General features: G+C 61.4%; 16 protein-coding genes. 1 reads left to right on the top strand and 15 read right to left on the bottom strand.

Going from position 1 to position 21769, the window contains the following annotated elements:
- The 10 genes from CRO06_RS02435 to CRO06_RS02480 all read right to left on the bottom strand — a co-directional run bounded on the left by CRO06_RS02435 (position 1) and on the right by CRO06_RS02480 (position 13126).
- On the bottom strand, positions 1–1206 hold the full coding sequence (locus CRO06_RS02435) for an acyl-CoA dehydrogenase family protein (RefSeq protein WP_082439283.1): 1206 nt from the start codon (positions 1204–1206) through the stop codon (positions 1–3).
- A gap of 47 nt (positions 1207–1253) precedes the next feature.
- A complete protein-coding gene (locus tag CRO06_RS02440; RefSeq protein ID WP_051414095.1) occupies positions 1254–2408 on the bottom strand; it encodes a C4-dicarboxylate TRAP transporter substrate-binding protein in 1155 nt (384 codons plus the stop codon).
- 105 nt (positions 2409–2513) lie between these two features.
- A complete protein-coding gene (locus CRO06_RS02445) occupies positions 2514–3671 on the bottom strand; it encodes a C4-dicarboxylate TRAP transporter substrate-binding protein (RefSeq protein WP_097057665.1) in 1158 nt (385 codons plus the stop codon).
- An 86-nt stretch (positions 3672–3757) separates the two neighbouring features.
- Entirely contained in the window at positions 3758–5311 is a 1554-nt protein-coding gene (locus tag CRO06_RS02450) for a long-chain-fatty-acid--CoA ligase (RefSeq protein WP_097057666.1), read from the bottom strand.
- Between the two features lie 12 nt (positions 5312–5323).
- A complete protein-coding gene (locus CRO06_RS02455; RefSeq protein ID WP_022994757.1) occupies positions 5324–6895 on the bottom strand; it encodes a fatty acyl-CoA synthetase in 1572 nt (523 codons plus the stop codon).
- A gap of 72 nt (positions 6896–6967) precedes the next feature.
- Positions 6968–8275, bottom strand: coding sequence for a TRAP transporter large permease (locus tag CRO06_RS02460; protein WP_022994756.1), 1308 nt, complete (start codon positions 8273–8275; stop codon positions 6968–6970).
- A gap of 10 nt (positions 8276–8285) precedes the next feature.
- Positions 8286–8849, bottom strand: coding sequence for a TRAP transporter small permease (locus CRO06_RS02465; RefSeq protein ID WP_022994755.1), 564 nt, complete (start codon positions 8847–8849; stop codon positions 8286–8288).
- A 445-nt stretch (positions 8850–9294) separates the two neighbouring features.
- Positions 9295–10947: a long-chain-fatty-acid--CoA ligase gene (locus CRO06_RS02470; protein WP_097057667.1), complete on the bottom strand. Its 1653-nt coding sequence runs from the start codon at positions 10945–10947 to the stop codon at positions 9295–9297.
- 97 nt (positions 10948–11044) lie between these two features.
- Complete coding sequence (locus CRO06_RS02475) at positions 11045–12226, bottom strand: acetyl-CoA C-acetyltransferase (RefSeq protein WP_022994753.1); 1182 nt, start codon at positions 12224–12226, stop codon at positions 11045–11047.
- A gap of 117 nt (positions 12227–12343) precedes the next feature.
- On the bottom strand, positions 12344–13126 hold the full coding sequence (locus CRO06_RS02480; protein WP_022994752.1) for an SDR family NAD(P)-dependent oxidoreductase: 783 nt from the start codon (positions 13124–13126) through the stop codon (positions 12344–12346).
- Between the two features lie 611 nt (positions 13127–13737).
- On the opposite strand from CRO06_RS02480, the gene CRO06_RS02485 reads away from it, so the two are divergent.
- Positions 13738–16470, top strand: coding sequence for a winged helix-turn-helix domain-containing protein (locus tag CRO06_RS02485; protein WP_035450468.1), 2733 nt, complete (start codon positions 13738–13740; stop codon positions 16468–16470).
- Between the two features lie 199 nt (positions 16471–16669).
- On the opposite strand, the gene CRO06_RS02490 is transcribed toward CRO06_RS02485, so the two are convergent.
- Genes CRO06_RS02490 through CRO06_RS02510 form a run of 5 tightly spaced genes read right to left on the bottom strand, consistent with a single transcriptional unit; the run spans position 16670 to position 21700 of the window.
- Complete coding sequence (locus tag CRO06_RS02490) at positions 16670–17956, bottom strand: glycerate kinase type-2 family protein (RefSeq protein ID WP_342352118.1); 1287 nt, start codon at positions 17954–17956, stop codon at positions 16670–16672.
- A 36-nt stretch (positions 17957–17992) separates the two neighbouring features.
- Entirely contained in the window at positions 17993–18820 is an 828-nt protein-coding gene (locus CRO06_RS02495) for a crotonase/enoyl-CoA hydratase family protein (RefSeq protein ID WP_022994749.1), read from the bottom strand.
- A 28-nt stretch (positions 18821–18848) separates the two neighbouring features.
- On the bottom strand, positions 18849–19733 hold the full coding sequence (locus CRO06_RS02500) for an SDR family oxidoreductase (protein WP_097057704.1): 885 nt from the start codon (positions 19731–19733) through the stop codon (positions 18849–18851).
- Between the two features lie 16 nt (positions 19734–19749).
- The gene (locus CRO06_RS02505) at positions 19750–20538 is read right to left on the bottom strand and encodes an enoyl-CoA hydratase/isomerase family protein (RefSeq protein ID WP_022994747.1); all 789 of its coding nucleotides are present in this window, start codon (positions 20536–20538) and stop codon (positions 19750–19752) included.
- Positions 20539–20566: 28 nt separating this feature from the next.
- Positions 20567–21700: a CaiB/BaiF CoA transferase family protein gene (locus CRO06_RS02510; RefSeq protein WP_097057668.1), complete on the bottom strand. Its 1134-nt coding sequence runs from the start codon at positions 21698–21700 to the stop codon at positions 20567–20569.
- Between the last annotated feature and the right edge of the window lie 69 nt (positions 21701–21769).

Here is a 21769-nt window from a genome sequence, read left to right on the forward strand (position 1 = left end):
TCAGCCCAACAACATCTTGGCAATGATGTTGCGTTGAATTTCGTTACTGCCGCCAAAGATAGTGGCGGCCCGGTTGTTAAGATATTTGGGCATCACGGTGAGCGCCTGCTCCGGCCCTTCAGGCGCGACCCCGGCGCCGACGGTCAGCGCCGCCAGTTGCAAAGTCAGTGTCGGGCTTCCTTCCACTTCCACCGCCAGTTCGGTAATGCGTTGCAGTGTTTCCATGGCGGTGATCTTGATCATCGAACTCATCGGCCCCGACTCAGGCGAGCCCTTTTCCATCGCGGCGAAGCGGCTCTCGGTGGCGTCAAGAGCAGCGACTTCCAGATAAAGGCGAGTGAAGCGCTGCTGAAACACCGGGTCGTCACGCATAATACCGCCAAAGCCGTCGCCGAGTTCGGCGGCCCGCTCCCGGATCCGGTTCAGCTCCATACCGAACGTGGCGGCAAAAGACGCGCTGCCGCCACGTTCGTGCTCGAGCAGATATTTGGCCACCGTCCAGCCCTGATTCTCCTCTCCCAGACAGCAATCCAGCGGCACCTCGACGTTGTCGAAGAACACATCGCACTGTTCAGGAAAGCCGTCCAGACCAATGATCGGCCGGATTTCCAGGCCCGGACGATCGAGACGATCAATCAGAAAGAAGCTGATGCCTTGTTGTGGCTTTCCTTCGTTGCTGGTGCGCACCAACAGAAACATGCGGTTGGCATGGTGGGCGTAGGTGGTCCAGGTCTTGCTGCCGTTGATAACGTAGTGGTCATCGCGGCGCTCGGCTCGACAGGCGAGCGAGGCCAGATCGGAGCCGGCATTGGGTTCGGAATACCCCTGGGCCCAGAAATCCTCACCGGAGGCGATGCCTGGCAGAAAACGGCGTTTCTGTTCGTCGGTGCCGAACTTCATGATCGCCGGGCCAACCATGCCCAGACCTTGAGGCAGCAATCGCGGCACACCGGCAATCCGGCACTCCTCCTCGAAGATGCGCTTTTGTTCGCGGCTCCATCCCGGCCCGCCGTACTGCTCTGGCCAGGACGCCGCGGACCAGCCGCGCGCGTGCAGTTTGCGGTGCCAGCGCATGCACTGTTCGAACGGCGGAAAAAAACTGGTCATCTTGCGGCCGGCTTCCCGAATCGATTCATCCGCCTCTTGTTCTATGAAGGCACGGACCTCCTGACGAAAAGCCTGAAGATCCACTGACTTGGTTTCCATGGTTTACTCCGGCAAGGGGCGCCACCCGCGGGCGCGCCCCGGCTTGATCAAAGACCGTAGGTGCTGACGTCCACCTTGGAGAACGTTTCCCGCCAATACAGATCGGCCAACGCCTCGGCGTTGTCCACGCCGTCCACCAGCTTGACCCATTTGGCCAGCAGCGGCCGGAACTCATCGACCATTTCCTGAGCGTTGTCGATGTTATGGCGTTCCACGTAATTCTTGACGATGGTATCGACGTCCTTACGCACGAAGGCACGGGTGGCCGCCACCAGTGCCTCGCTCGGCTGGTGCACGGTAATGCCGTTGTCACTCGCGTCCCGCACTTCCTTTGCCGCGCCGAGCTGGTAATCCCAACTGCCCTTGGCGGAAATAACCGTGGACGCTTTCAGGACCTGGGAACGCTCCTCTTCACTGAGCGATTTCCAAACGGATTTATTGACGTTGTTCACACCCACCGCCGCGTACATGCCGCCGGGCACGCCCACGGTCACATCCTTGACCACCTCACGCAGGTTGAAGATATCCAGCTCCACGGTGGAACTCATGGTGCAATCGATCACTCCCTGGCTGAGCCCTTCGTAAGCGTCGCTGATGGACAGCGTCACGGGCGTGGCATTCATGGTCTCCGCCCAACGGGCCCACAAGGCGCCGGCGCTGCGCAGGCGCGCACCTTTCAGCTGTTCCTCGGTGGCGATCGGCTTGGTGCACAGCAAGGCATAGGGCGGCGTCGACATGCTGCCATTGAAGACCTGATTCTGGTCCGCCATTTCCTTTTGACAGCCATCACAATGGTGGAAGACATACTCGGACATGGCGCCCACGTAAGCAGGCCCCACGTGGCTGTCGGGAACGCCCTGCAGCTCATCCACCATGGTCAGTTCGGTAATCAGATTGGTATAGGGAAATTCAGAAGGGAAATAGGAAATCAGCAGGAACCCCGAATCCGCCATACCATCACGTACGCCCGCGGACGTTTCCTTAAAGCTGAGCAGAGACATGGGAAACACCCGTGCCTTGAGGTCACCGCCGGACAATTCCTCAAGCCGCTTGGCGTAGGCTTCACCAGCGTTGGCGCCAATCGATTTGGGCGGATAGCCCATGGCGTAGGTCAGGGTTCGGGCTTCGGCGACACCGAAGGTGATGGCTCCCGCGCACAGGGTCAGCGCGGCGATGGCAGCGCGTCGTGGCTGTATCGTCATTATTATTCTCCTAGCATTTTCAAATCCGAAGCAGGCCAGCTCCGGTCATGGCGGCCAGGCCAACAGACCAGGCCGATGCGGCTTGGAGCCTGTTTAAGCAGGTTCTCACAAGCCGTATTCGCTCACGTCCACTTTGGAATAGGTCTCCCGCCAGTAGATCTCCGCCAGTTCTTCCGGGCTGCTGACCTCTTTTACCAGCTTGACCCATTTCGACAGGATCGGCTGGAACGCCTTGATGCTTTGCTCGGCGTTATCAACTCCCGAACGGGACTGATAATTGCGGGCGATGGTCTTCATGTCCTCGACGATGAAGCGGTGCGATGCTTGTTGCAGGTCCCCGGCCGGTTCATGCACTTTGATCTCTTGCTTTGGCGCGGCCTCGAGTTCCCTGGCGGCCCCCACCTGGTAGTCCCAACTGATGATCGCTCCGAAAGTGGCTGAAGCACGAAGCACCTGCTCGCGTTGCGCTTCACTCAAACCCTGCCAGACTTTCCGATTGAAGTTGTTGACACCGGTGCCGCCAAAGACGCCGCCAGGAACGCCGGCGGTGACATCACTGACCACTTCGGAAAGGCGAAAGATATCCAGGTCCACGCTGGAGCTGATGGAGCAATCCAGAACGCCCTGATTGAGCGCTTCATAGGCATCGCTGACGGAGATGGTCACCGGTGTTCCTCCCACCGCTTGTGCCCAACGCGCCCATTGAGGGCCGGCACTACGTAACCGCTTGCCTTTGATATCGGCGAGACTGGTCACTTCCTTGTTGCATAACATCATGTAGGGCGCGCTGGCGGATGCGCCAGTGAACACCTGGTTTTGCGCGGCGAATTCCTCGACACATTCCGGGCAATGGTGGAACAGATACTCCGACATGGCACCGACATAGGCCAGACCGGCATGGCTCGGGGCCACATCGTCCAGCTCCAGCAACATGGTCAGTTCCGCGATCAGATTGGTGTTGGGAAATTCCGAGGGAAAATAGGAAAACAACACGAATCCAGAGTCCGCCATACCATCGCGGATACCGGGTGAGGCTTCACTGAAACTCAGCAAGGACATCGGAAAGACCTTGACGCTGAGATCACCGCCAGAAAGCTCTTTAAGTGCGTCGGCATAGGCCAGTGCCGAGTCGGAGCCGATGGAGTTGGGCGGATAGCCGGTGGCATAGCTGATGGTACGGGCGAACGCCGATGTACCGCCAAGTACGCCGACCATGAAGACCGTGGCAATAACAATACGTTGCAGCAAAGCGCGTGGTGCCATGATGTTGCTCTCCCTATGGCGGCGGGTCTGGAGCCGCCCTCCGCCGATTGTTTGTGTTGCGCTGCCCATGGCGGACGTCCTTGGGGTCAGCCGATACGACGCCCCTGACCACTCCAATGAGCCTCCTTGAGTTTGTATTTCAGAATCTTGCCGGCGCCGGACAGCGGCATCTCATCCACGAACTCGAAGCTGCGGGGGCACTTGTAGTTGGCGATCAATGTCTTGCAGTGAGCAACGATATCCGCTTCGGCGGCCTCCGCTCCCGCGGCCAGAACAATGACCGCGTGAACCCGTTCACCCCACTTTTCATCCGGCACCCCGATCACCGCGCATTGGGCAATGGCGGGCATGCGTAGCAAGGCGTCTTCCACTTCCACCGAATAAACGTTCTCACCGCCGGTCACCACCATGTCCTTGATCCGGTCCACCAGGAAAACGTAGCCGGCGTCATCCATGTAGCCGGCATCGCCGGTATGCATCCATCCTCGGCGTAATGCCTCCTCGGTCTGCTCCGGCTTATTCCAGTAGCCCCGCATCACCATCGGGCCACGGGCGACAATCTCGCCCACCTGGCCGCGTGGCACCTCGTTATCCTCACTGTCGACCACGCGCACCTCCGCCATATGCGCCGGCAACCCGGCCGCCATTAACTTATCGGCGTAAGCGGCGTCGCTATGGCAATAATCCGGGAGAATGCAGACCACCGGTGAGAGTTCGGTCATACCGTAGAGCTGCAGGAAGGACGCCTCCGGCCAGGCGGTCATGGCCTTCTTCAACAGCGTGCTGTCGATGGGTGACGCGCCATACATCATGCAGCGCAGCGAAGAGAGATCGAATTTCGGAAAGCGCGGGTGCGCTAGCACGGCGCGCATCATGGTCGGCACCAGGAAGGTTTCCACCACTCGTTCCCGCTGAATGGCGCTCATGACCGCCACCTCTTCGAACCGGGGCACGATCACGTGGGTGCCCAGCCGCAGTGTCAACTGCAGGATCAGCCCCACTCCGGCCACATGGAAGAAGGGGGCCGAATGTAATCCCACCACACCATCACCACGGCAAGCGGGCATCACCGCGCCGATGGAGCAGGTGTACAGATTGGCGTGACTGAGCATCACCCCTTTAGGCGCCCCGGTGGTGCCGCCGGTATAAAGAATGCACGCCAATTGGTCGCCGCTGCGTCCGGCATCGTCCACCGGCTCCGCTCCAGCCATTAATTCAGCAAGATTCAACATGCCCTCGGGGCAGGCCTTCTCGCCGATGTACACGACGGTTTCAAGCGATTTTGACAGAGCCCGTACTTCCTCGATCAAGGGTACGAACTCATCATCGACGAACAGAACCCGGGTATCGCAATCATCCAGTGAATAGGCGATTTCAACCGGGCTCCAGCGAATATTGACGGTGTTGAAGACGCCGCCTGCCCAAAGCACGCCGAACACGAATGTCACGTAACGGTCCGAGTTCAGAGCCAGGATGCCGGCCCGTTCCCCTTCTTTCAGCCCCAGCCCTTTCAATACCGACGCCAGCGTCGCTACCTGGCGCACCAGATCCCGGTACGTTGAACGGCGATCGGCGAAGACCAGGGCCTCCCGCCCGGGGCACTCGCGCAAAGCCTTGTGTAACGGCTGTGTCAGATACATGGCCCCTCCACTTCAGCTCGCGTACTGCTCACGAAGCGTGCGTTTGAGTAGTTTCCCCGCGGTGTTTTTCGGCAAAGCCTCGACGAAATGAACCGCCTTGGGCACCTTGAACGGCGCCAGATGCTGACGAGCATGATCAATCAGAGCGGCGGCATCGGCGCTTTTGCCTTCCTTCACCACCACCACGGCGACAATCGATTCGATCCATTTTTCGTGGGGCACGCCAATAACAGCCACTTCCGCCACTGATTCGTGACCGTACAAGGCTTCCTCAACATCGCGGCTGGCCACCAGCACGCCGCCGGTATTCACCACGTCCTTGATACGATCGACGATATACAGATAGCCCTGCTCGTCCTGGTAAGCCAGATCGCCGGAATGGAACCAGCCGCCCTTGAAGGCTTCCGCGGTCTCCTCGGGCTTGTCCCAATAGGCCACCATCAAATGGGGAGAACGATGCACGATCTCGCCTTGTTCTCCCGGTTTGCAGTCCTCCAGGGTGCCGGGCTTGACCACCCGGGTCTCCACCGAGGTCAGGGGACGGCCGCAGGAGCTGGGCCGGTCGGCATGCTCATGGGGGCCCAGAACCGTCGCCATTGGCGCGATTTCGCTTTGACCATAGCAGTTGAACAAGCGCCCTTGGGGCAGCCGCTCAGCCAATTCATGGACGATCGGCTCCGGCATAATGGACGCGCCGTAGTACAGGTTTTCCAAGGTGCTCAGATCCCGGCGATCGAAATCCGCGTGACGCAACAGACCGATCCACACCGTTGGCGGAGAGAAGAACGAGGTAATCTTCTGCTCTTCGATTAGTGCCAGAACCTGCTCCGCCACCGGCGCATCAATGAGATAGTTGAACGCTCCGCACAGCAGGCCCGGCATCAAGAACACATGCATCTGCGCCGAGTGATACAGAGGCAGTGCCGCCAGGCTGCGGTCCTTGCCACTGATATCCAGATGTAACAGGCAGGATTGGTATTCCGCCATGAGAGACCGATGGGTATGCATGGCTCCCTTGGGATCGGAGGTGGTACCGGAGGTGTAAAGGATCTGCGCCACATCGTCATCGTCGAGCAATACGTCCGGCGCCTCCGCGCTGCCGCCGCCCTGGGCCAGGGCCAGAATATCGGTCTCTCCACCCGCTTCACCAAGGCGCAGGGAGCCGTGCAATTCAACGCCGAGTTCTCCGCGCACCGCCTCCACATTGGCCGCCAGGCTTTGGTCGCAAAACAGGGCACGGGCACCGGACTGGTTACAGATGTAGGCCAGCTCACGCTGAACCAACCCGTAGTTCACCGGCACATGGATCAAACCGGCACGGGCACAAGCCAGCCAGAGCAGGACATAGGCGTCGGAGTTCTTGCCGTAGGCGGCGACACGGTCCCCTTTTTGCAATCCCAATGCCAGCAAGCCGTTAGCGACCCGATTGGCGGCCAGATCCAGCTCCTGGTAGGACCAGAGACGATCCTCGAATTGCAGGGCCGGCGCGGTGGGTTGGCGGCCGGCGGAGCGGCGCAGAGCATCGCCAATGGTATTGCGAATGGCCACCTGAACAGAGTTGGAAAGATCATATTGTTTTGTCATCGGGTTCTTCCCTGTTGTTATCCGTTTTCAATGAACGGCGGCGCGCCGGGGCAGGCGCGCCTGCGCGCAGGCCTACCCCATCATACGAGGCAGAAACAAAATAAAGTCCGGCACGGTCATCAGGAAGATCAGCACGAACAGGTCCATGACCAGGAACCAGAAAATGCCTTTGAAGATAGAGGTGGTGGAGGCCAGATTACCCACCACTCCTTTTATCACGAACACGTTCATGCCAATCGGTGGGGTGATCATGCCAATCTCCAGCAGCTTGGTGAGCACCACGCCAAACCACAGCAGACTCAGATCGGCGGCGCCGATGATCGGCAGCACGATGGGCAAGGTCAGCAGCATGGCGCCGATCGGTTCAAGGAACATACCCAGCAGCAGATAAATCACCACGATCATTAACAGCACCATGAAGGTGCTGGCACCGCCGCCAATAACCAAGGACGACAGATAGTCGCCGGCGCCCGACAAGGCAAGGAAACGCGTCAGCAGGCTGGCGCCGACAGCGATCACCATCAGGGCACCGGTGGTCAGCAGGGTTTCCAGAATAGCGTTGCGGAATCGCTCCCAGGTCAGAGCCTTGCGCATCCAGGCAACGATGCAGGCCAGGAACGCACCGACGGCGCCCGCCTCGGTGGGTGTGAAGATACCACCGAACAGACCGCCGAAAATACCGATCATGATCAGGAGAACCGGCCAGGTTTCCTTGAGCGCCGCGACCTTTTCCCGTCTGGAAACCTCTTCCTTGACGTCCGGGGCCAGAGACGGATTCAGCTTCACTCTTATCATCACCACCAGGATGTACCCCACCGTGGTCAGGATGCCGGCACTGATACCGCCCAGAAACAAGCCGGTAATCGGGACTTGGGCAATGATGCCGTACAGGATCATGATGATGGATGGCGGGATCAGCGCACCGATGGTACCGGCCACCGCCACCGTGCCGGTGGCCAGCTCCGGATGATATTTATGGCGAATCATCTCCGGCACCGCGATGCGTCCCATGGCCGCGGAGCACGCCACGGAAGAACCGGATACCGCCGCAAAGCCGGCGGAGCCAAAGATTGACGCCACCGCCAGACCGCCGGGAATGGACGCCAGCCATAGCCGCGCCGCACGAAACAGCCCTTGGGTTAACTGAGCATGAAAGCAGATGAACCCCAGCAGCAGGAACATGGGAACGGAGCTGAGCACCCAGTTGGCGGCGAATTGATAGGGAATCAGGCCCAGAGAGCCCCACGCCACGCCCCAGCCCATCAGATACCACAAACCGCCAAAGGATACGCCGATCAACGCCATGCCTATTGGCACGCGCAACCCGATCAAGACCAATAGCAGAGCCAGACCGGTCAAACCAATTTGTACGTCACTCATCGCCGGTCTCCTAGTTCGCGTCCGAATGATGGCTCGAGGCAATCGGCATCTCATCCGGCTGCGCGCGTTCGTCATCCAAACCGGATTTCAAACCGAATAAATAAACAATGAACTTATAAAAAAGAACCAGGGTCATCAGGCCGATGCCCACCGGCAGGACAAAGTAGGTTTGCCAGACGGCGATACTGGCGTCCCCTTGCACCACGGAGGCGTTAATCGCGTGTTTGGACAAGGCTTCGCCCCAGGTCCGCACCGTCAGGAAAGAGAACACCACGCCGGAAAACGCCAGCGCCCACCCTTCCAGATGTTTCTGAACGATCTGGGGCAACCGTTCAGTCACTACTTCCACGGTAATGTGAGCGTTCTTCTGCTCGGCATAGGCCAGGGGCACGAAGGCGGCGACGATCATGTAGTAGTGCGAGACGATGGTGATGGTTCCCGGTATCGGGGTACCAAAAACATAGCGGCCAATAACATCGAAGGTGACATGAAGCATCATCAACGCGATGGCAAGGCCACCGATGACGGTCATGAGATTGGTGATTTTGGATAGCCAACGACCCAATGCATACATAAGTAAAGCTCCTTAGCGGAAAAGCAGGTCGATTTTTGCTGTTGTTGTTATCCAGGCCATATTGCGACTCCCGTGCGTTACCGCGCCGTTATCAACGGACACGGCGTTTTTGTTTTAAGTCTTTTCCATGACGAACCAGAGGGCTCTGAAACAGTGATCTATTTAAGTAAAGCCAATTGATTCATTGCCATTTCGGGTTTGGAGGGAATAAATGGCAACGCTTCATCCATCGGCGCTTCGAGTGTAAGAGGCGGTTTGTGCGGGTATCATCGTCGGTTCCGACGAAGTCTCCCTTCCCGGAACAAAGAGCCGGAGGAAGAGCGGGAGCAAGCGCCAGGGGAAAACAAAGGGAAGAGATTAAAAAGGAACTCCGCGCCCGGTCTCCTGAGAGACGCCGATGGGACGGTTGGCCTGCAATACAGACGCGGAATTCAAGGTAAATAAATCAGGACCTCTCCGCTTCGCGTCGAGGGCGATAACCGGCGAATTGCTCACGCAGTTTGGTCTTCAGCAGCTTCCCAGTGGCGGTATGCGGCAGTTCGTCCACGAACACGATGTCGTCCGGCAGCCACCACTTCACCACCCGCTCGGCCAGGTGCGCCATGATCTCGTCTTCATCAACCCGCGCGCCCTCGCGCTTCACCACCACCATTAGCGGGCGCTCTTGCCATTTTTCATGGGGAATGGCGATCACCGCGGCCTCCGCCACGCCGGGATGGGAAAAGGCGGCGTTTTCCAGATCCATGGAGGAAATCCACTCCCCCCCGGACTTGATCACGTCCTTGGCCCGGTCCACCAGTTGCAAATAGCCATCCGGGTCCATGGTGGCGATGTCACCGGTAGGGAAATAGCCCTCGTCATCGAGCACGCCACCGCCTTCGGCCCGGAAGTAGCCGCTGGCGATCCAGGGGCCTCGTATATAGAGATGGCCGGAATGCACGCCATCCCAGGGTTGCGGCTCGCCTTCATCGTTGACGATCTTGATATGCACGCCCCAGATGCCGCGCCCCTGCTTCACCTTCAGTTCATCCAGGCCATCGCGGTCCAGGTCATCGTGTTTCGGCAGAGGCCGGTTGACCACACCCAGCGGACTGGTCTCGGTCATACCCCAGCCCTGAATCACCTGGGCGCCCAGCTGGGTCTCAAGCCGCCGTACCATGGCCCGGGGCGGAGCACTGCCGCCGATACCGATGGTGTCGATACACAGTTCCTTATCCAGATCCAGTTCCGGATGGGCATCCAGATACTGGAAAAACATAAGCCACACCGTGGGTACCGCCTGGGAGAACGTCACTCGCTCGTCACGCATCAGCGGATAGAGATGCTCACCGTCCAGATGTTCACCGGGGAGAACCATTTTCGCACCAACCATGGCCGCCACATAGGGCATGCCCCAGGCGTTGGCGTGAAACATCGGCACCACCAGCAGCAGGGTCGAACGGGCGCTGACATTGAAGGCGTCCGGCGCCATCGCCATCAGCGAGTGCAATACGGTGGAACGATGGGAGTACAGCACCCCTTTCGGGTTACCGGTGGTGCCGGAGGTGTAGCACAGACTCGACGCGGTGCGTTCATCGAATTCCGGCCAGACATATTCGGCACTGGCGGCTTCCACCAGGTCTTCGTAACAAAGCAGACCGGGAATATCGACCTCGGGCATGTGGGCGCGATCGGTGAGCGCCACGAAATGCTCGATACTGTTCAGTTGTGGAACCAGTTTCTCCACCAGCGGCGCGAAGCTGATATCAAAAAACAGCACCTTGTCCTCGGCATGGTTGAGAATGTACTCCACTTGCTCAGGGAACAGACGGGGGTTCACCGTATGCAGCACCGCACCGGACCCGGAAACCCCGAAATAAAGTTCCATGTGCCGCCAGGTGTTCCATGCCAGGGTACCGATCCGATCACCGAATTCGACACCCAGCTCATTCAGGACGTTGGCGACCTGTTTGGCGCGATGGGCGATTTCCCGGTAATTGGTACGATGAATAGGCCCCTCAATGCTGCGCGAGACAATTTCCTGTTCAGGATGGAAAGTGGCCGCGTGCTCGATAAGCGAGGAAATCAACAGCGGCTTGTCTTGCATCAGACCCTGCATGGATACCTCCTTTTGTTATTCGTTATGCCGTTCGTCCACCGAACGGACCCCGCAAGCCGGTATGCCCCGGCCCGCGAGGTGATCGGGGCGCCCGGGATCAGAGGCGCTCGACGATGGTCACGTTGGCCAGACCGCCACCTTCACACATGGTCTGCAGACCATAGCGTTTGTTGCGCTTTTTCAGAGCATGCAACAGCGTGGTCATCAGCTTGGTGCCGGAGCCGCCAAGCGGGTGCCCCAGGGAAATGGCGCCGCCGTTCACGTTCAGACGGTCGGCGTCGGCGCCCAGCGTTTTCAGCCAGGCCAGAGGTACCGGCGCGAAAGCTTCGTTGACTTCAAAAAGGTCGATGTCATCGATGCTCATGCCCGCTTTCTTCAGTGCCCGCTCGGTGGCCGGAATCGGCGCTTCCAGCATGATCACCGGATCGTGGCCGATCACGGTCAAATGGTGGATGCGAGCCATGGGCTCCAGTCCCAGGGCTTTCAGACCACGTTCGTTGACCACCATGACGCCGGACGCGCCATCACAGATCTGGCTGGCGGTGGCGGCGGTGATACGCCCGCCTTCTTTCAGCAACTTGACGTTCTGAATGCCTTCCAGGGTAGCGTCGAAACGAATGCCTTCATCCACGTCGTGGGTTTCGCCGTCACCGGCGCCATCGACACTGCGAACCGGCAGCGGCACGATTTCGTCCTTGAAGTCACCGGCTTCGGTGGCGCGCTTGGCACGCTCATGGCTGAGCAGGGCAAAGCGATCCAACTCGTCCTTGGCCAGGTCGTACTTCTCGGCCATCATCTCGGCGCCCATGAACTGGCTGAAATCCGGAATATCCGGGTAGCGTTCCTTCATCGCCGGGCTGAAGTAGTGCCCCAACCCCTGCTGACGCGCCAGAGAAGACGGAGATCCCATGGGGACCCGGCTCATGGATTCCACGCCGGCGGCGATAACGATGTCCTGGGTGCCGGACATCACCGCCTGGGCAGCGAAATGCAGCGCCTGCTGAGAAGACCCGCACTGACGGTCCACCGAGGTGGCCGGCACCGATTCCGGCAGACGCGAGGCCAGTACCGCGTTGCGGGCCACGTTATTGGATTGTTCACCGGCCTGGCCGACGCAGCCCATGATCACGTCCTCGATCAGAGCCGGGTCCGCGTCGGCGCGATCCAGCAGGGCATTGAGTACCTGGCCGGCCAGATCGGCGGGGTGCCAGCCGGAGAGACGGCCGCCGCGACGGCCACCCGCGGTGCGGGCCGCGGCAACGATATAGGCTTCACTCATGTTTTGATCCTTCCTGCGGCGTGCCGCCCGACACGGACGGCACCGATTGATTGAATTCTCAAAGCGTGACCAGGCGGGAGCACCGTCCGAAGCGACGATTTTCCCGCCCTTGCCGGATCACCGTGGCGCCATGCGGATGGCGCCGTCCAGACGCACGCTTTCCCCGTTGAAGTAGCCATTGACGATCATGGTTTCCGCCAACTGGGCGAATTCATCGGGACTGCCCAGCCGTTTCGGGAACGGTACCGAGGCGGACAGAGACTGTTTCACATTTTCCGGCAAACGGGCCAGCAACGGGGTTTCGAAGATACCCGGCATGATGGTGTTGACACGGATGCCCTCGCCCATCAGATCACGGGCCATCGGCAACGTCATGCCCACCAGGGCGGCCTTCGAGGCGGAATAGGCGGTTTGCCCGATCTGGCCATCCTGAGCAGCCACCGAAGCGGTGTTGATCATTACCCCTCGCTCACCATGCTCCAGCGGATCCAGGGACAGCATGCCCTTGGCCGCCTTGGCGGAGCAGCGGAAAGAGCCAACCAGGTTGATCTGGACAATGCGATTGAACTGGTCGATCGGATAATGATTGGTGGTGCCGTCCTTCTTGTCCCGGCCAGCGGTCTTGGCGGAGCCTCCGATGCCGGCGCAGTTCACCAGGATGCGCTCCTGGCCGATGGCGGCGCGGGCCTTTTCGAAGCCTTGATCCACGGACGCGTCATCGGTGACGTCCACCTTGCAGAACACGCCGCCCAGCTCGGCCGCCAGGGCTTCACCCTGCTCTTCATTGACGTCGAACAGCGCCACACGCACCCCGTGGGCGGCCAGGCGCCGCGCGGTGGCCGCACCCAGGCCGGAAGCCCCACCGGTAATCACTGCGCTCACGGAAGAATCCAGTTTCATAGGAAATCCTTCAATTAACTTATAAAGGGATGGCAGCGGCGCTGAGGCGGCTCCGAGAACACTGCATCGCAATGACCACTGAAATTCCAGGAAGTATTCAGGCTCTGACGGTGTACGCTCGTTCTCTACTCAAGGCCGCGGCAAGACCACGCCGCTACTTTTGAAAGGCTAGGAGAGTGCATCGATGCTGGATATCGTCTAAACGGACGAAACAGTGCAAGGCCTTTGATATTTATGGAATAAACAGAAATATGGCCCTGGCTTTCCCGTCTGATCCCTGGCGAAAACTGCCGGCTCCGGTTGGCAAAACCTCGCCACTTGACCGGGTTCATTGACAACCCCCAGCCACCTCCCTACAAGTAACCGCACTGGCTTGAACATAAGCTCCCACGGCTGTAGTTTTCAGGATACTCTTTGGTAGGTGCGGGAATTGGCAAGAACCAGCTAGAAGGTAATAGGTACGAGAGAGCGGCAAGATCGGCTCGGGAGCCGCACGACTCTCTACTCATCGCTTCGCGCCTGCATTTTGCCCTGGTACTGGCAGCCCAAAAGGCCATAACAACAAGAACCGATGGTTGCATCGGCTCGGTTCACCCCTGAGGTAGGCATCCATGAAGACGTCGAGCTATCTGCTTTCCACGAGGACGCTGCTCAACAGCAAGCTGAGTCCGCCCACGTCGCATTCTTCACAGGTTACCCGCACCCGCATCCGTGACTCCGTGGTCGGGGCCAGTGCCGCCAAGCTGGTGTTGTTCCAGGCGCCAGCGGGCTTCGGTAAATCCACGCTGATGGCGCAATGCCTTGAACGGTTTGAGTCCGAGGGCGTGGCCACAGCCTGGCTGACCCTGGACGACGCCGACAACGACATCCAACGCTTCCTCTCCTGCGTCGAGGCGGCCATCTCCTCGATGATGGAACTGCCCCGGGAGTCGGAACGCGGCCTTCATTCCAGCAAGTCGCCCGGCGACACTGCGTTGGAACTGGTCACCAGTCTGGCCGCCGAACACGCCGCCTTCGCCCTGTTCCTGGATGATTTCGAACGGATCCATGAGCCCACCGTGCTGGGGCTGGTGCGTGAAATCATCGATCACCTGCCGCACAACTGCCGCCTGGTGATCGGCTCCCGCAGCATGCCGGAACTGGGCCTGGGCCGGCTGCGTGCGCGTGGGCGGCTGCTGGAAATAGACTCCGAGCTGATGCGCTTTTCCAAGGAGGAAACCCACCAGTTTCTCAATGGCTGCCGCCAGCTGTCGCTGTCGCTGGACGATCTCGGCCATATCCATGACAAAACCGAAGGCTGGGTGGCGGCGCTCTGGCTCGCTTCCCTGGCGCTGGAGCACCACCCGGCGCCGGCGGAGTTCATCGCCAGCTTCTCTGGCGAGAATCGGGCCGTGGCCCATTATCTGGCCGAGGATGTGCTCTCCCAGCAACCGCCGCGGGTGAGAAATTTCCTGCTGCGCACCAGCATCCTGCGCTACATGAGCGTGCCGCTGTGCAATGCCCTATTACCGGACACCGACAGCGAATCGCTGATCAATCTGCTCAACGAGGCCAACATTTTTCTGGTGCCGATCGAAGGCCAGGAGCGGTTGTACCGTTATCACAGCCTGTTCGCCGACTTCCTGCGCGCCCAACTGGAGCAGCACCTGCCCCAGGAAGTCCCGTATCTGCACCGCGCCGCCTCGCACTGGTTCGAGGATCAGCACCGCCCGGTGCCGGCCATTGACCATGCCCTGGAGGGCAAGGATTATCGCCGCGCTCTGGAGTTACTGTCGGTGCACGGCGAGGAGCTGCTGGCCCAGGGGCGCATGCGTCTGTTGGCGCGCTGGTTCGAGACCATCCCGGCGGAGCGTCTGGAAGGCTATCCGCTACTGCAGGCGATTCATGTCTGGGCTCTGTGTTTCACCGCCAGCCCGCGCAAGGCCATGGACCTGCTGCAGCGCACCGGCCTGGAAAACTCCCGCGATCCGCAAATCCGCCCTCACGTGCTGGCGCTGCGCCCATCGATCCTGGCGATCATGGACGACTTCGAGGAAGCCTACCGGATCGGCCGCGAAGCCCTGAAGCAACTGCCCAACGGCGACCCTTTCGCCGACACCGCGCTGGTCAATACCGTGGCCAATGCCTATTCGGTGATGGGCGAATACCAGGAAGCACGGCAGTTGCTGGACGGCGCCCGCGATGTCCAGGGGGTCTACGAAAGCGCCTTCAATGCCATGTATTCCGAGTCGGTGGAAGGCATCATCGACTTGCAGGAAGGCCGCCAGCGCCAGGCCGCCGCCCGCTTCCGTCTGGCGGTGGGCATGACCCGGGCGCGCGGCGCCTTTTCCTTCAGCGGCACCACCGGCAATGCCTGGGCCGGCGTATTGCATGCCAGTGCCGTCTATGAGTCCAATGATCTGCCGCAGGCGGCGCGGCTGCTTAACGTCTATGTGCCACTGGTGCGCGACATCGGCCTGCCGGATCACATGATCCTTGGCGATGTCATGCTCTCCCGCATCGCCTTCCACGAAGGCGATCTGGATAAAGCCTTCCAGATTCTGGCCTCCCTGGAGTTGACCGGACACCGGCGCCAACAGCCCCGGGTGGTCGCCACGGCGCGCCTGGAACGGGCCCACCTGATGCTGCTGCAAGGTGACGAAGAGGCCTCACTGGCTGAGCTGGACCGGGCCGACGATCCGCAAGTATGGGACCGGGTAAAGGGACTGCGGCTGCTCGCCAACGATCTGGAAACCGCGCAAATCGGCCGGTTACGCTGGGAGAGCCTGGTCGGCGACGCCGGCAGCGCGGTGGAGAAGCTGCGCGAAGCGATCGCGGAAGCGGTGCACGATTCCCGCCATCGTCGCGCCTGTAAACTGCGCCTGTTCCTGGCAGTGGCGCTGCAACGCAAGGGACAGTTGCGCGGCGCCCTGGAAGAAATGGAGAAGGTGCTCAAGGAAGCCTGCCGTGAAGGTTATTTCCGCCTGATCCTGGACGAAGGCCCGCGAGTGGGCGCGCTGGTGGTGCATCTGCAGTCCGATACGCTCGAACGCAAACAGGATCGCCGCGAGCCGTTGTTCGCCGAGTACCTGCAGCAACTGCTGCAAGGATTCGGCCCCACCGTGTTCAATGCTTATCCGCCAGTGGAAGATGCCCAGGCACTGCTGCTGCCCGAACCGCTGACGCGCAAGGAAATCCGCGTCCTCAAGCTGCTCGCGGAAGGGCACTCCAACAGTGCCATGGCGGAAAAGCTGTTCGTTTCAGACAGCACTATCCGCACCCATTTACGCAACATCAACGCCAAGCTCAACGCCAGCAATCGCACCGAAGCGGTGGCCATTGCCCGCAAGGCCGGGGTGGTTTAGAAGCCCCGCCGCTGAATCGGGGGCGGAGAGCCACGGGGGTTCCGCAAATTCAGGAGGCTGGACCCTCACCGCTGTATTCGCTGGCAAGCCAGCTTCCCACAGAGAGAGGGCTATAGAGCCACTGTGGGAAGCTGGCTTGCCAGCGAATAGGCGTTTGCGCGGGCGTGCCCACAACGGTGGGGCAGCAGAGGAATGCCGACTACCCCAGGATCAGGAAAGCGCGGAAATCATTCACGTTGGTATGGGTGGGGCCGGTGACCACCAGGCCGTTCAACGCCTGGAAGAAGCCGTAGGCATCATGATCGGCCAACGCCCGCCGGCCATCCAACTGGCGCGCCCGGGCCTCGGCCATCAAACCCGGGTAGTAGAGCGCGCCGGCGTTGTCCTCGGTACCGTCGATGCCATCGGTGTCACAGGCCAGCGCATGAATACCCGGCACATCATCCAGATTCAGCGCCGCCCCGAGCAGAAACTCCGCATTGCGACCACCCCGCCCCTTGCCGGTCACGGTCACCGTGGTTTCGCCGCCCGATAACAGCACCAGAGGCAATCGCAAACCGCCAAATCCGCCGCCACGCCGGGCCTGATGGGCCAACTCCGCGTGCAGGGCGCCAAGGTCCCGGGCCTCGCCTTCAATTCGGTCGGACAGCACCGCCGCCGCCACTCCCCGCTCCCGCGCCCGCCGGGCAGCGGCGCGCAGGCTCAGTGCCGGCGTGGCGATGCAGTTGAGGCGCGTGGACTGAAAACAGGGCGCGCCGGGTTTCGGCGTTTCCGACGCTGGATCCTCCAGATGACGGCGTACCGCCCGGGGAATCTCGATACCGTAGCGTTCCAGCAGCGCCAGCGCCTGAGCCGAAGTGGAAGCGTCCGGCACGGTGGGACCGGACGCGATGACGCTGGGGTCATCACCAGGCACATCGGAAATCACCAGAGTATGGGACTCGGCGGGCGCCAGCGCCTCGGCCAGGCGTCCCCCCTTGATCGCCGACAGATGCTTGCGCACCGTGTTGATCTCGTCGATGGCGGCGCCGCAGCGTAACAGCTCACTGGTGAGCGCCTGCTTGCAGGCCAGGGACAGCCCTTCGGCGGGCAGACTCAGCAGTGACGAGCCGCCGCCGGAAATCAGGCACAGCACCCGGTCTCCGGGCCCCGCCGCCCGGGCCAGTTCCAGGATACGCCGGGCGGCCCGTTCTCCGGCCTCGTCCGGCACTGGATGCGCGGCTTCCACCACTTCGATATGGCGGGTGGGCAGACCATGGCCGTAACGGGTCACCACCAGGCCGGTCAGCGGGCCGGACCAATGCGCTTCCACCGCCCGTGCCATGGCCGCCGCCGCTTTACCGGCACCGAGCACCAGCAACGGACCGCCATCGTCTTCCGGCAACCAGGGCGGAACACAGTGTTCCGGTTGCGCGGCGAGGACCGCCGCGTCGAACAGTTCACGCAGAAGGCGCCGGGGCGCCTCCGGATCCTGCAATAGGTCCACCCGTATCACCTCACGGGACAGTCATGAAAAGAACGCTCAATGCTCCGGATCACGGAACACCGGCGCGCGCTTCTCCATTCTGGCATAAACCGCTTCGACCTGGTTGGGCTGGCCGATGATCGCATCCTGTTCCACCGATTCCGCCAGCAGCACCCGGGCGGCCTGCTCCTGCGGCATGGCGGATTGATTGAGCAGGCGCTTCATGGCGCGCACCGCATGGGGGTTGCGGCCGGCGATGTCCCGGGCCATGGCCAGGGCTTCCTCGCGAGGAGACTCGCATACCCGCGTCACCAGTCCCAGGTCCGCCGCCTCTTCACCATCGAAAATACGGCCGGAATAGCACAGTTCGCGCACCCGATCCGGACGTACCAGCTCGCTGATCAACACCATGCCGGCCATATCCGGCACCAGCCCCCACTGAATTTCCATCACCGACCAGCGGGAATCGGCACGGGCCAGACGCAGGTCCGCGCCCAGGGCGACTTGCAGGCCGCCGCCAAAGGCGACACCGTGTACCGCGGCAATCACCGGCACCGGCACGTCGCGCCAGACCATGGCGGCGTACTGGGCCAGATTGCTGTCGCCGTGGGTGCGCTCGGCCAGGGTTTTGCGGCCGCCGACACCGGCGCCGCTGCCTTGCGCCATGCGCGAGAAATTTTCCATGTCCAGCCCGGCGCAAAAGCTCTTGCCCTCACCGCTGAGCACCACGGCGCGCAGGCCCTGCCAGGCGGAAAGCCGCTCGGCCATTTCCGCCAGGGCGGCAAACAGCTCGCTGTTCAGCGCATTGTGCTTGTCCGGCCGGTTGAGGCGCACCTCCACCACCCCGGGCGTCTCGGTTTCGATCACTCGGATCACGTCATTCATGGTTTCTCCTCGGGCCAGACAGCCGCGCTCACGAACGCTGCTGCTTGTCCTTTTCGTTCTGGCGAGTAATGGCATCCCGGGCCTGTTGCCATTCATCATCGCCCCAGGCCGCGAGTTCGGCAAAGTTACCACCGTCCGCCTGATAACGCCCGCCGTCGATGGCGATGGTCTGGCCGTTCACATATTCGGAACCCGGCGCCAGCAAATAGGCCGCCAGGTTGGCCAGTTCCGGCATTTTGCCCGGGCGCCCCATGGGGCACCCGCGCACCTGCACACCGCCCAGCGGTCCCAGCCGCTTGCTCATGCCCTCGGTGGGGAACAGGCCCGGCGCGATGGCGTTGAAGCGCAACCCCCGGTTACCCCATTCCACCGCCAGCGACTGCGTCATGGCGTGAAGGCCGGCCTTGGACATGGCGGAAGGCACCACGAACGGTGAGCCGTTCCATACCCAGGTGGTGACAATGGACACCACCGAAGCACTGACGCCTTCCGCCAGCCAACGCTTGCCGCAGGCCTGGGTGACCAGGAAACTGCCGCGAAACACAATACTGGAAATGGCATCGAAGCCGCGGCTGGACAGGTCCTCGGTGCGGCTGATGAAGTTGCCGGCGGCGTTGTTGAGCAATCCGGTCAGGGCGCCGCCGTCCTTCCAGATGGTGTCGACCATGGCCTCGATGGCGTCGGCGTCACGAATATCACAGGTCACCGGCACCACGGTGCCGCCATGGGCATCCATCAAGGCTTTCGCGGTCTCTTCCAGGACCGCGCCACGGCGGCCGCAGATATAGACGCGGGCACCGAGAATCAGCAAGGCCTCGGCCATTTCCCTGCCCAGCCCGGTCCCCCCGCCGGTCACCAGAATGCGGTGTCCCTTAAGCAAATCGGGGCGAAACATCAAATCACTGGCTTGCACGGTTATTTCCTCCGGATCAGGCATACCGGGGCGGACGTTTTTCCAGAAATGCCGCCACCCCTTCTGCGAAATTGTCGTCTTTCACGCACAGGATCTGATTGCGATCCTCCAGCGCCACCACCGCTTCCAGGCTGGGCAGATCCACCGCCAGCCCCAGGGCGTCCTTGGTCAAACGCAGGCCCAGCGGCGTGGTGGCGAGCATGTCATCGATCAGCGAACGGGCTTCTTCCTCAAGTGCCGGCAACTCGTCCACACGACTGGCAAGCCCCAACTGGTGAGCGCGCCCGGCGTCCATGAACCGGCCGGTGAGCAGGTATTCGGCGGCCACCGAGCTGCCCACCATGCGCGGCAGGAAATAGCTGACGCCGACATCGCAGCCGCCCAGGCCGATGCGAATGAAAGCGGCATTGAAACGGGCATCCGGAGTGATCAATCGGATGTCACTGGCCAGCGCCAAGGCGAAACCGCCGCCACTGGCGCTGCCCTGCACCAGGGCAATGATCGGCTGTGGACAGCGGCGCATGTTGACCATGATGTCGCGCACTTCACGCTGCCCGTTGAGCGCCTCCTGTACCTGACGTTCGGTGGGCGCGCCGTGTCGCTCCTTCAGATCCAGGCCGGCGCAAAAAGCGCGGCCGGCACCGCGCAATACCACCACGCGAATCTCATCGCGCTGGTACAGCTCGATGAAGTAATGGTTGAGAGAACGAATTAGTTCACGGCTGAGGGCGTTCAACCGCTCGGGCCGATTGAGCGTCACCCAGGCGACGCCGTCCCGTTCCTCGATGACCAGGGATTCACTCATAATGCCTCCGCTCAGAGCCCGCACGCTCTTAAAGAATGCCGCTTTCCCGCAGACCGGCCTGGCGGGTCTCGTCGATGCCCCAGTCCAACAACACCGCTTCACTGTCCTGCCCACGGGCGGAAGGGGCCCGTGGCGCCGGTGGCGGAGTACGGCTGAAACGCGGCGCCGGCGCCGGCTGCACCACGCCGTCCACGGTGATGAAGGTGTGGCGGGCACGGTTGTGCGGGTGTTGCGGCGCTTCCTCCCAGTCCAGCACCGGCGCGAAACAGGCATCGCTGCCTTCCAGACGCTCGCACCAGTAATCCCTGGGCTGGCTGGCGAACAGCCGGGTCAGTTTGGCCTTCAGAGACGGCCATCGCTGGCGATCGTTCTGCGCTTCGAATTCCGGATCATCGATTTCCGCGCGCTTCAGCAACTCGGCATAGAACTGCGGCTCAATGGCGCCCACCGCCACGAACTTGCCGTCGGCGCACTGATAGGTGTCGTAGTAAGGCGCGGCGCCATCCAGCAGGTTGGCGCTGCGTTCGTTACGCCAGGCGCCGGCGGCTTTCATGCCGTACATCATCGCCGAGAGCAGCGCGGCGCCATCGGTCATGGCGGCATCCACCACCTGCCCCTGGCCGGAAGCGCGGGATTCGTGGACAGCGGCGAGAATACCGAAGGCCAGCATCATGGCGCCGCCACCAAAATCACCGACATAGTTGAGCGGCGGCGGCGGCGGGCCGTCAGCACGACCGATGCCATGCAGCGCACCGGTCAGCGCGATGTAATTCAGATCGTGGCCGGCGGCGCTGGAGAGCGGACCGAACTGGCCCCACCCGGTCATGCGGCCGAATACCAGGGAAGGCCGCCGGCGCAGGCAGACTTCCGGTCCCAGCCCCATTTTTTCCATCACCCCGGGGCGGAAACCCTCGATCAGCACATCGGCCTGTTCCACCAGATCCAGTACCAGATCGGCGGCACCGGGCTTCTTCAAATCCAGTGCCAGGGAACGCCGCCCCCGGGCCAGCACATCGAACCGGGCGGAGCCGGGTTCGCCGCGTCCGGGGCGGTCGATACGGATCACCTCCGCGCCCATGTCCGCGAACATCATCGAGCAAAACGGGCCCGGCCCGATGCCCACCATCTCGATGATTTTCAAACCTTTCAGGGGTCCCGACATGCTGTCCTCCTCACCAACCACCATTATCAAAGGACATTCATGGTGCGACTGGTTGAACCGGTGCGCATC

Source organism: Alloalcanivorax xenomutans (assembly GCF_900217905.1).
Lineage (GTDB): Bacteria > Pseudomonadota > Gammaproteobacteria > Pseudomonadales > Alcanivoracaceae > Alloalcanivorax > Alloalcanivorax xenomutans.

Bases quoted from the DNA above. Each gene is read 5' to 3' on its own strand.
- CRO06_RS02485 (WP_035450468.1), top strand. From the start codon at position 13,738: ATGAAGACGTCGAGCTATCTGCTTTCCACGAGGACGCTGCTCAACAGC.
- CRO06_RS02440 (WP_051414095.1), bottom strand. From the start codon at position 2,408: ATGACGATACAGCCACGACGCGCTGCCATCGCCGCGCTGACCCTGTGC.
- CRO06_RS02460 (WP_022994756.1), bottom strand. From the start codon at position 8,275: ATGAGTGACGTACAAATTGGTTTGACCGGTCTGGCTCTGCTATTGGTC.
- CRO06_RS02455 (WP_022994757.1), bottom strand. From the start codon at position 6,895: ATGACAAAACAATATGATCTTTCCAACTCTGTTCAGGTGGCCATTCGC.
- CRO06_RS02480 (WP_022994752.1), bottom strand. From the start codon at position 13,126: ATGAAACTGGATTCTTCCGTGAGCGCAGTGATTACCGGTGGGGCTTCC.
- CRO06_RS02470 (WP_097057667.1), bottom strand. From the start codon at position 10,947: ATGCAGGGTCTGATGCAAGACAAGCCGCTGTTGATTTCCTCGCTTATC.
- CRO06_RS02445 (WP_097057665.1), bottom strand. From the start codon at position 3,671: ATGGCACCACGCGCTTTGCTGCAACGTATTGTTATTGCCACGGTCTTC.
- CRO06_RS02450 (WP_097057666.1), bottom strand. From the start codon at position 5,311: ATGTATCTGACACAGCCGTTACACAAGGCTTTGCGCGAGTGCCCCGGG.
- CRO06_RS02465 (WP_022994755.1), bottom strand. From the start codon at position 8,849: ATGTATGCATTGGGTCGTTGGCTATCCAAAATCACCAATCTCATGACC.
- CRO06_RS02475 (WP_022994753.1), bottom strand. From the start codon at position 12,226: ATGAGTGAAGCCTATATCGTTGCCGCGGCCCGCACCGCGGGTGGCCGT.
- CRO06_RS02505 (WP_022994747.1), bottom strand. From the start codon at position 20,538: ATGAGTGAATCCCTGGTCATCGAGGAACGGGACGGCGTCGCCTGGGTG.
- CRO06_RS02495 (WP_022994749.1), bottom strand. From the start codon at position 18,820: ATGAATGACGTGATCCGAGTGATCGAAACCGAGACGCCCGGGGTGGTG.
- CRO06_RS02510 (WP_097057668.1), bottom strand. From the start codon at position 21,700: ATGTCGGGACCCCTGAAAGGTTTGAAAATCATCGAGATGGTGGGCATC.
- CRO06_RS02435 (WP_082439283.1), bottom strand. From the start codon at position 1,206: ATGGAAACCAAGTCAGTGGATCTTCAGGCTTTTCGTCAGGAGGTCCGT.